The organism is Rhodoferax sp. GW822-FHT04A08, from assembly GCF_058801025.1.
The window spans coordinates 77,625-90,551 of sequence record NZ_JBXAMW010000004.1 but is presented as its reverse complement, the minus strand read 5'-3'; the positions used below and the strand labels follow the sequence as shown (position 1 = coordinate 90,551).

The 12,927-nt window shown below is 65.5% G+C and carries 4 protein-coding genes; all 4 read left to right on the top strand.

Annotated features, from left to right (window positions below; translation table 11 throughout):
• Positions 1-10 precede the first annotated feature (10 nt).
• From AC1RMF_RS10030 to AC1RMF_RS10015, 4 genes are read left to right on the top strand one after another with little or no spacing between them, the layout of a single operon-like run.
• A complete protein-coding gene (locus AC1RMF_RS10030) occupies positions 11-1,840 on the top strand; it encodes a cytochrome C (protein WP_493141338.1) in 1,830 nt (609 codons plus the stop codon).
• Positions 1,837-10,005 (top strand): cytochrome c3 family protein, encoded by an 8,169-nt coding sequence (locus tag AC1RMF_RS10025; RefSeq protein WP_493141337.1) that lies wholly within the window; start codon positions 1,837-1,839, stop codon positions 10,003-10,005. The genes AC1RMF_RS10030 and AC1RMF_RS10025 overlap by 4 nt, the downstream gene beginning before the upstream one ends.
• Entirely contained in the window at positions 10,006-12,456 is a 2,451-nt protein-coding gene (locus AC1RMF_RS10020; RefSeq protein ID WP_493141336.1) for a tetratricopeptide repeat protein, read from the top strand.
• Complete coding sequence (locus tag AC1RMF_RS10015; RefSeq protein WP_493141335.1) at positions 12,443-12,925, top strand: DUF2844 domain-containing protein; 483 nt, start codon at positions 12,443-12,445, stop codon at positions 12,923-12,925. Before AC1RMF_RS10020 ends, AC1RMF_RS10015 begins: the two co-directional genes overlap by 14 nt.
• Positions 12,926-12,927 lie beyond the last annotated feature (2 nt).

Below are 12,927 nucleotides of genomic sequence, written 5' to 3'. Positions count from 1 at the left end.
GTGCGACACCATGGCGACATCCACCCGAATACCGCAAGCGATATGCCATGTGTTGTGTCTGTTGCTTCTGGGGTTGTTGCTTGTGGGGGAGACCGCGGTGCATGCACAAGGTATTGAATCCATCATGGCGCCGGGCAAGCTGATGCAGGACCACGCCAAATACGAGGACGACTGCAAGCAATGCCATGTGCGCCTGGACCGCAAGGCGCAGGACGGCTTGTGCATGGCCTGCCACAAGGAGGTCGGTGCCGATGTGCGCGCCAAGGCGGGCTTTCACGGGCGGCTGGAGCAGCCCGTACCTTGCAAGACCTGCCACACCGACCACAAGGGGCGTGAGCTCAAGACCACCGGTTTTGACCACAAGACCTTCGAGCACAACAAGAAGACCGACTTCACGCTGCGCGGCAAGCACGACAAAGTGGCGTGCGAGAAATGCCACGTGACCGGCAAGAAGTTCCGTGAGGCGGCGCAGGACTGCAACAGCTGCCATAAGAAGGACGACAAGCACAAAGGCCAGCTCGGGCCCAAGTGCGCCGACTGCCACACCGAGTCCGACTGGAAGGAGGCCCGCTTCGACCACGACACCACCCGGTTCCCGCTCACTGGCAAACATGTGGACACCAAGTGCACCGACTGCCACAAGGACAATGTCTACAAGGACACACCCACCACCTGCTACGCCTGCCACCGCAAGGTGGATGAGCAAAAAGGACACAAGGGCCAGTTCGGTGAGAAGTGCGACACCTGCCACGGCACCAAGGCCTGGAAGCCGGCCAACTTCAACCACGATACCGACACCAAATATGTGCTCAAGGGCAAGCACCACGACGCCAGCTGCAAGAGCTGCCACAGTGGCAACCTGTACAAGGACAAGCTAAGCCAGGACTGCTACGCCTGCCACAAGAAGGACGACAAGCACAAGGAAACCCAGGGCACCAACTGTGCGGCCTGCCATATGGAGAAGGACTGGAAGGAGGTGGGCAAGTTCAACCACCAGAAGACCGACTTTCCGCTACTGGGTAAGCACGCCAAGGTGGAATGCAAGGAATGCCACAAGAGCCAGGTCTTCAAGGACGCTGCCAAGGATTGCTACAGCTGCCACAAAAAGGACGACAAGCACAAGGACACCCTGGGCCACGATTGCGCCAGCTGCCACGGCGAGCAGGGCTGGAAAAATACGTCCGGGCGCTTCCGCCACGAGCGCACACGCTTTGCGCTGCGCAATGCGCATGCCGCACCCGGTGTGGAGTGCAGCGCATGCCACAAGGATTTGGTGAGTTTTCGTAACACGCCTGTTGCATGTATCAGTTGCCACAAGAAGGACGATGAGCACCAGACCCAGCTCGGCGAGAAGTGCGACAGCTGCCACAGCGACAAGAGCTGGAGAGGCACAACCTTCAACCATGGCAAGTCGCGCTTCCCGCTCACAGGGCGGCACATCCTGACCGAATGCAGCAAGTGCCACGCAACACTCCGTTACAAAGACGCGCCGAGAGATTGCTTCTCCTGCCATAAAAACGAGGACAAGCACAAGCAAGTACTCGGTGTGCGCTGTGAGTCCTGTCACAACACCCGGGCCTGGAGCACCTGGTCTTTCGACCACGACAACCAGACCCAGTACCGCCTGGAGTTCGCGCATGCCAAAGCAGCGTGCGAGAGCTGCCACAAGCGGCCGGCCCCCGCGGGCAAGGACATAGCGCCACTGGGCACCGCCTGTGTTTCGTGCCATCGGAGTCAGGATGTGCACAACGGAGGTTTCGGCCCCCGCTGTGAACAGTGTCACCTGGTGGAGAGCTGGAAGAAGGTGAAGAGCCGCGTTGGACAGGGGGCTCTTCCATGAAGACAAAATCAATGCGCGTTGTTTGGGGAAACTGGTGGAGGTTGTTGGCTCTGGTGCTGTTGCAACTGGGCCTGCTCCACATCGCCCATGCGCAGCAGACCGGCGCCGACTTCGACCACAGCAGCACCGGCTTCGTGCTCAATGCCCAGCACCAGAATGTGCGCTGCGAGACCTGCCATACCAAGGGCATCTTCAAGGGCACACCCAAGACCTGTGAGGCCTGCCACGGCTGGAACAATCCGCGTGCCACCACGGTCATGCCGACCAACCACATTCCCACGCGCAATGCGCCGTGTGAGTCGTGCCACGCACCCAACATGTCGCAGTTCCAGGATGCGCTACGCGTCTTCAGCCACGTCTCGGTGGCACCACAAACCTGCCTGAACTGCCACGACTCGCGCAACCCCCATCCGGGCGTGGTGACCAACCCGTCCGACGCCATGCACATGGCGGTGCTGGGCAACAACACGCCCTGCGGCAAGTGCCATACCACGCTCCAGTTCACCGGCCCCAAGATGCCGGCCAACCACATCCCGACCGCAGCCGTTCCCTGCGTGGCCTGCCACACCAATTCCGACTTCTCGGTGATGCCCAGCATCACCGCCATCCATGCCAACGCGCAGTCCACTACCGGCAATTGCGCGCAATGCCACAGCACGGCCAACGCCGCGGCCTACGCCATGCCCACTATGTCGCCGCCACTGGTCGGGGCGCCGGGTAACCACATCGGCATGAACGGACAAGGCTGCGAAACCTGTCACGTGGGCGCCGGCAGCAGCCTGACCCTGCCGGTGGTGGAAGGAGCGAAGTTCAGCAATGCCAAGTTCACCCATACCGGCATCACCAGCGGCTGCGCCAGCTGCCACGGCCCGGGCATCACGGGTAGTAGCTTTGCTGGCATCAGCAGCATCGTGGTCATGCCCGACTCCAGCAGCCCGGGTGTGCGCTCGCACATCCCCAGTTCCACCAACTGCGAGGTCTGCCACACCGCCAACATGCCTTCGGGGCTCATCAACCCCAATGCCACCAGCACCGTGCCCGGTACCGCTTTCCAGCTGCCCAAGCCCACGGTGACCATGGTGCACAGCGGCGTGACCAGCAACTGCGTGGCCTGCCACGACACCAATGCGCAGTGGCTGGGCATGCAGCTCTACCCCATGACGGGCTACACCGGCTTCCAGACCCGGCCCCAGCTCGCCGCGGGTACCTTCAACGTGGCCGATGCCCAGCACCCGCAGACGGGTGACTGCTCTGACTGCCACGTGGGCATCTCGTTCAACCCCAGCGCCATCCAGCGGCCCGCCAACCACATCCCGATTGCCACCGGTGCCGCCTGCGGCACCTGCCACAACACGGCCAACTTCGCGCAGATGCCCAGCATCGCAGCCATCCACGCCAATGCGCCCGCAGCTTCCATGGTCAGCGGCGCCACCAACTGCGCCCAGTGCCACAGCAGCGCCAATGCGGCTGTCTACGCCATGCCCACCATGGTGCCGGCCATCGTGTCGCCTCCCGCCGGCCACATCGCCATGGGTTCGCTGGACTGCGGCGCCTGCCACGTCGGCAGCAACTCCAGCCTGACTTTGCCGGTGCAGAACGGTGCCAACTTCGGCAACGCAGCCTTCAGCCACAGCGGCATCAGCAGCGGCTGCGCCAACTGCCATGGCGACGGCGTGACCACCGGCACCTTCTATGGGGTGGTGCCCAAGACCAAGGCCACGCTCAACCCGCCCCACGTGCCTACCGCACTGGCCTGCGAAACCTGTCACGTGAACAGCGTGCCCGCCACCCTGGTGCCGCTCACCGGCGCCACTTCCGGCACCACGTTTGCCGGCGGGCGCTTCAGCCACAGCGGCATCAGCAGCGGCTGCGAGACCTGCCACGGCGCCAGCGTGGGCAGCGGCACCTTCTACGGCATCACCGGCATCGTCACCATGCCGCCCACATCGCCTGCGGGCGACCTGTCGCACATTCCTACCACTACCACGTGCGAGAACTGCCATGCCGGCAGTGTGCCGTCCACACTGCTGTCCGTTACCGCCGGTCACACCTTGCCGGGCAGCGGCTTCCAGAACGCGCCGCCTACCGCCACCATGATCCACAACGGCACCTCGGCCAGCTGCAACAGCTGCCACGAAGCCGGTATGTCCTGGCTCGGCATGACCGCCTATCCGCGTGTGCCGGCCAGCTTCAACGCCGGTAACCCCAACCAGCTCTACAACGGCTTCAACACGCGGCCCACCAGTGCGGGAGCCGGCTTCTCCCTGGCGGATGGCTCCCACCCGGCCACCGGCGACTGCGCGCAGTGCCACGGCAATACCGTGGCCTTCGGCGGCCCGGCCATGCCTGCCAACCACATACCGTATGCGGCGTCTGCCACCTGCGGCGCATGCCACGGCGACTTCAGCGCGCTGCCCACGGTGTCGGCCATCCACGCCAACATCCAGTCCACCAGCACGGGTTGCGACCAATGCCACAGCCCCGCCAACGCGGCGCTGTACGGTGCCAACATGCGCAATGGAACCGGCATCGTCACGCTACCGGCCAAGCACATCTCTACCGGCACCCTGGGTTGCGAGGGCTGCCACGTGGGCGCCAACTCCAGCATCGCCACTACACCAGTGCCCGATGGCGCCCGGTTCTCGGGCTCGCTGTTCAACCACGCTGGAACTACCGTCAGCTGCGCCACCTGCCATGGTTCAACCGTAACGGCCTCCAGCTTTGCAGGGGTCTTCCCCATGACCATGGGCAGCCTGTCGCCCGCGCACGTGCCCACCACGGCAGCCTGTGACAGTTGCCACGTGGCGGGCGCCCCCAGCGGCCTGGTGCCGTCAGCGGGCATGACCACCTTTGCCAACGCGCAGTTCAGCCATACCGGCATCAGCACCGGCTGCGCTTCCTGCCATGGCCCTACGCTGTCGGGCAGCAGCTTCTTTGGTGTGAACCCGCTCATCGTGATGCCGCCGACCTCGCCTTCGGGCAGCACGTCGCACCTGCCTACATCCACCACCTGCGAGGATTGCCACGCCGGTGCCAAGCCCAGCACGCTGGTGCCGGCGTCTTCAAGCGCCACCATCGGCAGCAGCCTGTTCCGCAATGCACCGCCCTCGGCCACCACCCTCCACAACGGCGTGACCTCCGGCTGCAGCAGCTGCCATGAGGCCGGCATGACTTGGGCCGGCATGGACCTGAGCGCCTACGCGCGCAACTACTCCACGCTGCAGGCCAGCACCACGACGCTGTACCGTGGCTTCCAGACGCGGCCAGTCTCCGGTGGTGGAGGCAATTCCATCGCCGACGCCGCCCACCCCAATACCAGCTCGGGCGACTGCTCGCTGTGCCATGGCAACACCACGGCGTTTGGCCAGCCCTCGCAGCCGCCCAACCACATTCCCTATCTCTCCACTGCCGCCTGCGGTGATTGCCACACCAGCTTCGGCGTGGCGCCCACGGTCACCGCCATCCACGCCAAGCTGCAGTCCACCAGCAGCAACTGCGAGCAGTGCCACAGCACGGCCAATGCCGCGCTGTATGCGCCCACCACTACGCAGAACCCGATCAAGACGCCCACCGTCAACCACATTCCCATGGGCAACCTGGGCTGTGCGCAGTGCCACGTGGGTACCGGCTCCAGCATCACTAGCACGCCGGTCACCACCGGTGCCAGCTTTGCCGGCTCGGCCTTCAGCCACAGCGGCATCAGCACCGGCTGCTCCACCTGCCACGGCGTGAACGTGGTGGCCGGCACGTTTGACGGCGTGACACCCAAGACCGTGGCCAGCCTGACGCCCAGCCATATCCCGGTGTCCAACAACATCGACTGTGAAACCTGCCACGTCAACAGCATTCCCAGCGGGTTGGTGCCTTCCACCGGCTACAGCGGCAGCCCCTCATTCAGTGGTGGGCAGTTCATCCACACCTACATCACCACCGGCTGTGCCACTTGCCACGGCCCCACGGTGACGGGCGGCACCTTCTACGGTGTGAGCAACATCGTGGTGATGCCGCCGACCAGTGGCGCCACGGCCCACATCCCCAGCTCCACCACCTGCGAGAACTGCCACGCGGGCAGCATCCCCTCTACGCTGATGGCGGTGACCACGCCACGCACCGTGCCCGGCAGCGGCTTTGCCACCGCGCCGCCTGACACCACGGCCATCCACAACGGCATCGCTTCCGGTTGCACCAGCTGCCACGAGGCCGGCATGTCCTGGGTGGGCATGAGCGCCTACCCGCGCAGCCCCGCCACCTTCAACGCCAGCAACCCGTCGCAGCTCTACACCGGTTTCCACACCCGGCCGCAGGCCGCCGCCGCGGGCTATTCGATGGCTGATGCGGGCCACCCGACCACGGGTGACTGCGTCCAGTGCCATGGCGACACATCGGCCTTCGGTGCACCTTCCAGGCCGGCCAACCACATTCCCTATGCGGCCAGTGCCAGCTGCAGTTCCTGCCACGTGAGCTGGGGCACGCACCCCACCATCACGGCCATCCACGCCAACATCCAGTCCACCAGCAGCAACTGCGCCCAGTGCCACAGTGCGGCCAATGCTGCCACCTACAGCAGTGCCAGCCGCACCATCGTCGGCCCGGGCACCAACCACGTGCCTATGCGCAGCCTGGGTTGCGAGAGCTGCCACGTGGGCAGCGGCTCCAGCATGGCCACCACGCCGGTCACCGGCGCGCCCACCTTCGCGTCATCGGCGTTCAGCCACACCGGCATGTCGGCCAACTGCGCCGAGTGCCATGGCCAAAGCATCAGCGGCACCAGCTTCCAGGGCATTGGCACCATCGTGGTCATGCCGCCCTCGGCCAGCGCCGCTTCCACCTCGCACCTGCCCACATCCACCACCTGCGAGAACTGCCACCTGGGCAGCATGCCGTCCAGCCTGGTGCCGGGCAATGCGGCGCATGCGGCGCCCAACAGCGGCTTCCTGGCGCCCGCGCCCACCTCCACCATGATCCACAGCGGCGTCACCAGCGGCTGCGCCAGCTGCCACGAAAAAGACATGCAATGGATGAGCATGTCGCCGTATCCCATCACCACCAGCGCGCCGTTCCGCGGCTTCCAGACACGGCCCTACGCCAGCCCCACCACCTTCAGCGTGGCCGACAGCGTGCACCCGGCCAGCGGCGACTGCGCCAACTGCCACAGCGGTTTTGTGGAATGGGCCACCAACGTCAAGCCAGCCAACCACATCCCCACGGCCAACGTGGCCTGCAGCAACTGCCACACCAGCACCAACTACAGTGCCATGCCCACCATCACGGCCATCCACGCGAATGCGCCGTCCACCAGCACCAACTGCGCCCAGTGCCACAGCGCCGCCAATGCCGCGCTCTACAACACCGCGGCCATGACCATCAAGGCACCGGCCAACAACCACATCCCCATGGCCAACCTGGGCTGCGAAAGCTGCCACGTGGGCAGCAACTCCAGCATCGCCAGCACGCCGGTGACCGGCAGCCCCACCTTCGCCAACTCGGCCTTCAGCCACAGCGGCGTGACATCGTCCTGCGCTACCTGCCACGACAGCAGCATCAACTCCGGCAGCTTCCAGGGTGGCCTGGTTCCGGTCACGCCGACCACGCCGCTGCTCTCGCCCGCGCACGTGCCCAACCCGGCAGGGCTGGACTGCGGCGTCTGCCACCTGAACATTCCTACTGGCCTGTCCAAGGCGGGCAGTACCAGCACCACCTTTGCCGCGGGCAAGTTCAGCCATAGCGGCATCAGCAACGGCTGTGATGCCTGCCACGGCAGCAGCATCAGCGCCAGCAGCTTCAAGGGCATCAGTGCCATCGTGGTGCTGCCTGCCACCACTTCCGGCAGCACGGGGCACATTCCCTCGCCGGTGAACAGCAGCTGCGAGGTCTGCCACCTGGGCGCTACGCCGTCCACGCTGGTGTCGGCCTCGGCCAGCGTGACCACGCCGGGCCTCACCAAGTTCAAGAGCCCCACGCCCACCGGCGCCATGATCCACACCGGCGTGACCACCGGCTGCAACACCTGCCATGAGAACGGCAAGACCTGGGTCAACATCAGCCTGTATCCGCAAAACCTGAGCACCTATGTCAGTGGCGGAACCTACACCGGCTTCCAGACGCGGCCGGTCAGTGGCGGCACTTCGCCTTCGGTGAATGATGCCAACCACCCCGCCACAGGCGACTGTTCCAATTGCCACGGCAGCACGGTGAACTTCTCCGCGGTAGCCAAGCCGGCCAACCACATACCCACCAGTGCCAGCGCACAGTGCCAGAACTGCCACACCAACCTGTCATTGGTGGGCGGCGCCTATGTCACCAGCACCATCGACTTCAGCCCGTTGCCCACGGTGACCAACATCCACACCTACGCGCCATCCACCACCAGCAACTGCGCGCAGTGCCATAGCTCGGCCAATGCCGCGACCTACGCCATTCCCTCCGTAGGTTTCAGCATCAAGTCGCCGGCCAGCGTGTCCAACCACATTCCGTTCGGCTCCACCGGTTGCGAGGTCTGCCACGTGCCCACCACCACGCCGGTGCAGACCGGTGCCAGCTTTGCCGGTGGCAAGTTCAGCCATGCGGGCTTCTCTACCGGTTGCGCCGCATGCCACGGCCCTGGCATCAGCAACACCACCTTCAGTGGCGTCACCGCACTGGTGGCCATCCCCGCGTCCAGCAATACGCCGGGCTCAGGCACGCATATTCCCTACACCGCAAGCTGCGAAACCTGCCACTCGGCCACCGTGCCCAGCGGCCTGGTGTCCGTGACCAGCACCGGTACCCGGTTTGCCTCGCCGCTGGCCTCCGGCACGGTGATCCATGCCAACAGCACCGGCTTTGCCTGCAAGACCTGCCACGAGCGCGCCTATGTGTGGCTGGGCATGGCCAATTACCCGCGTACACCGGCCAGCCTGAATCTGGCCGTGCCCACCCAGGCCTACAACGGCTTCCAGACGCGCCCCGGCGCCACCGCCACCACCTACGGCTACACCGATGCGGGCCATACCGGCAGTACGCTGGACACGGGCGACTGCTCACTCTGCCACGCCGGTACCAGCGCCTTCACTGCCGAGGGCAAGCCGGCCGGCCACATGCCCACCACAGTGACGTCCTGCGCCACCTGCCACACCACACCGGGCGACTACTCCAGCACCGGCGGCTTGGCATCGAACGCCATCCTGCACACCGGCATCACCATCCCCACCGCCGTGGTGAAGTACACCGCCGCCACGCTGGGCAACGCATCGTGCAAGACCTGCCACGTGGTGGGCACGGGCGGCACCAGTGGCACTGCACCCTTTGCCGGTTGCACGACGCAGGCTTCGTGTACCTCGCCGCCGCCCATCAACTACCAGCCCAAGACCGTGGCCGCCGTGGCCTCGCACGTGCCTACCGGGGTGCTCAGCTGCGACGCTTGCCACGTGGGCACCACGGCGTTCAGCGGCGTCAACATGAAGAGCGGCACCGCCGCCTCCACCATGCATGCCAACGCCGCGCTGGCCAGCATCCAGTGCCAGAGCTGCCATGAGTACGGTCTGTCGTGGACCAACGTCACCAACCTGCTCACCCGTGTGCCGAGCAAGCACACCACGGCCAGCCGCAAGGCGCCCAACGACTGCAGCAACTGCCACAGTTTCAACGGCGGCTTCCGCGCCCTGCAGCGCCCCATGATGCGCGAAGCGCTGGTCAGCCCGGACATGGGCCGCATCCGCCCCAATCTGCAGGCCGGCAAGCCCAGCCGCGGCACCCTGGGCAATAGCTTCGATCACCAAGGCGTGCGACCCGGCCAGTGCAAGACCTGCCACGACGGCAAGTCCGCCTCGGGCATGCCACCGCGCCATTTGATGGTGCCCAACTCCTGCGACACCTGCCACCGCACCACCACCTGGACGCCGGCGCAGTTCAACCACAACGGCGTGTCGCCCAACACCTGCATGGCCTGCCACAACGGCATGAGTGCCTCGGCCAAGCCCGCAGGCCACTTCATGACGGCGCGCTCCTGCGACAGCTGCCATAAGACCACGGGCTGGAAGCCGGTGACCTACCAGCATCTCTCGCCGCAGTACCAGCCCTCTGGCGACCCGATGAATTGCGTGGGCTGCCATATCACCAACGGTGAAATCATTCCGCGCCAGATGCGTGGCCTGACCCGCACCAAACCGATACCGACAGGGCCCTGAGTGAAGACGTCAGCACGCATGGGGCTTGGGTTGGGCATGGCTTTGTTGCTGTGGAGCCTGGCTGCGCAGGCGCAGACCATTGAGAGCGTGGAGTGGCTGGCCGACGGCGCATCCACCGTGGCGCGCATCACCTTTGCGGCCAACGTGCGCTTTCTGCGCCAGGCGCCCTCGAACACCGTGCCCACCGATCTGGCGCAGCTGGGTTTTCAGATCGTCGCGGCAGAAGAAGCGGTGCTGACCCAGTCGGTGGAAGAAGGCAAGCGGCTATCCGGCGACGGCGAGCGACCCACCATAGACCTCAGCTACGTGCCGGTGCAGCGCGCGCAGACCAAGCTGATCAGCCTGCATCTGAGCCGCAAGGTGCTGCTGCAGGCGCGCCAGGGGCCGGGCGCCCGCACCATCGATCTGGTGCTGGGCAACGCCGCAGCAGATACGCAGGCCCCCACCTTGCCGGCCATGGCCGAGGACGCGCGGGATCGGCACTACGCGGTGGTGCTGCAGTCGGCCGTGGTGGACGGCGCGGCCACGCCCCGCATACCAGCCGAGTTCCAGAACTACGAAGTGTTCACGCAAAGCCGTGGCAGCAACGCGGGCTATGACCTGGTGTTGGGCTACTTCCGCAGCGAACAGGATGCGCAGCAAGTGCGCCAGCGCGCCTTGCGGGCGTTCCCGCAGGCCAGCGTGCAAAGTCTGGATACGCCGACGCCGACCGCTGCACTGCCAGCGCCCCCCAACACAACCGCGGCGGCGCAACCGACGCGGTCCGCGTCGCAACCCCAGGTGGAAGTGAACGTGAGCGACGTGGATGGTCAGGGCGCAGCGTTGCTGGAGCAGTCGCGCACCGCCTTTGCCGCGCAGCGCTACCAGGATGCCATCGACAGCCTGAACCAGGCCCTGATGCTGCCGCCCAACCCGTCTACGCCCGAGGCGCAGGAACTCATAGGCCGCACCTGGGAAGCCATGGGCCGCAGCGACAAGGCGCGCACCGAATACCAGCTCTACCTGCGCCTGTATCCGCAGGGCGAAGCGGTGGCCCGTGTGACGCAGCGGCTGCAGGCGCTAGGTGCGGTGGCACCGGCCACGGCTGCTGCGCCTGCAGCAGCTGCAACCGCCGAGAAAAAGCGCATGAGCGCCACCGGCAGCATTTCGCAGTACTACTACGGCGGCCAGACCAAGACCGACTCGCTGGTCAACATCGCCTCCGGCATCGACCAGAACACGCTGACCCGCACCAACCAGTCGGTGCTGGTCTCCAGCTGGGACGCCACCGGCCGCTACGAGGGCGACGACTCGGTCACCAAGCTGGTGATGCGCGGCTCCCACTCCGACAACCTGTCCACGGCCAGCAGCCTGAGTTCCACCACACAGGGGCTGGTGAGTGCCGCCTATGTGGACTACCGCAACCTTAGCAACCGGCTGGACCTGCGGGTGGGGCGCCAATCGGCCATTGGCGGCTCGCTGTTCGGCCTGTTTGATGGCGTGTCCATGGCCATGCCGGTGTGGGAAGACTACAAACTCGATGCCATGGTGGGCGTACCGGCCAACACACTGGTGTCGGCGCCGCAGCAGAACCTGGCCGGCGTGATGCTGGAGGCCGACAACCTGTTCGAGCACTGGGGCGGCAACATCTCGCTGGTGGAGCAGACCACCGAGGGCATCTCGGACCGCCGCGCCATTGGCATGGAGGTGCGCTACTTCGGTGACACGCTGTCCATGTACACCCAGCTCGACTACGACATCAACTTCAATGTGCTCAACGCTTTCACGCTGCAGGGTTCGTTCCAGGGACCGTACGACACCACGGTGACCATGCTGGTGGATGATCGCAAGGCGCCCTCGCTGCAGCTCAGCGACGCGCTCATCGCATCGGGCAAGTCGTCGCTGTCCACGCTGCTGCAGACCATGAGCCTGGACCAGGCGCAGGCCTTGGCGCTGGGCACTGCGGCCGAGGCGCGCCAGGCCATGCTGAGCTTTTCGCGAGCCCTCTCCAGCCAGTGGCAGGGCTCCATGGACCTGCGCTATGCCGATGTGGGCGCGCTGCCTGCAGTGGGCAACTTCCAGGCCCAGCCCGCCACCGGCGCGCAGTACAACGTGTCGTTCCAGCTCACCGGCTCCAACCTGTATTCCAGCCGTGACATCAATGGCTTCAACGTCAGTTTCATCAGCAGCGACACCATGAACGGCACCCAGCTGGCGTACAACAACCTGACCGGTTTCATGGGCAACAAGCTCAGCCTGGAGCCCTCCATCCGTTACTACACGCAGACCGACAACACCGACACCAAGGTGGTTCGCATCTCGCCCGGGCTGCGGGTGTCCTACAAGCTCTCCAACCGGGCCAACCTGATGGCCGAGGGCATTTACGAGACTTCGCAGACCGACGGTCCCGGCAACCACGAGAGCAGTGAGTCGTACTTCTTCTACCTGGGCTACCGCTATGACTTCCAGTAGCCGTACGCGCCGCGGGCGCCATGCGTGGCTTGTCACGCTGCTGTGTGCGCATGCCGCAACAGCCTGGGCTGCGCTGGGGGAAACCCAGGCATCGGTGGAGCGTGAAGGCACGCAACTGGGTGCGCGCCGTTCCGTGGCGGCCATGATGCGCTACACCGTCCAGGAGCTGCAGCTACCCGACGGCTCGCGGGTGGTGCAGTACCTGGCGGGCAATGGGCGGGTGTTTGCGCTGCGGTGGAACACCCGCTCCAAGCCCGACCTCTCCGTCCTGCTGGGCAGCGCATTTCCCGGCTACGCCAGCGCGGCCCAAGCGGCGGCGCAGCGTGGCGGCATCCAGCGCCAGTTCCGCCATGACGACAGCGATGTGGTGGTGCAATCGTCCGGGCACTTGCAGGCATATGTGGGCTATGCCTACCGCCGCTCGTTGTTGCCGCCGGGTGTGAGTGTCGCCAGCCTGGGCTGGGAGTAGTC

What these genes read in the sequence shown, in the direction of transcription:
- AC1RMF_RS10030 (WP_493141338.1), top strand. Translation starts at nt 11, where the DNA reads ATGGCGACATCCACCCGAATACCGCAAGCGATATGCCATGTGTTGTGT.
- AC1RMF_RS10015 (WP_493141335.1), top strand. Translation starts at nt 12,443, where the DNA reads ATGACTTCCAGTAGCCGTACGCGCCGCGGGCGCCATGCGTGGCTTGTC.
- AC1RMF_RS10025 (WP_493141337.1), top strand. Translation starts at nt 1,837, where the DNA reads ATGAAGACAAAATCAATGCGCGTTGTTTGGGGAAACTGGTGGAGGTTG.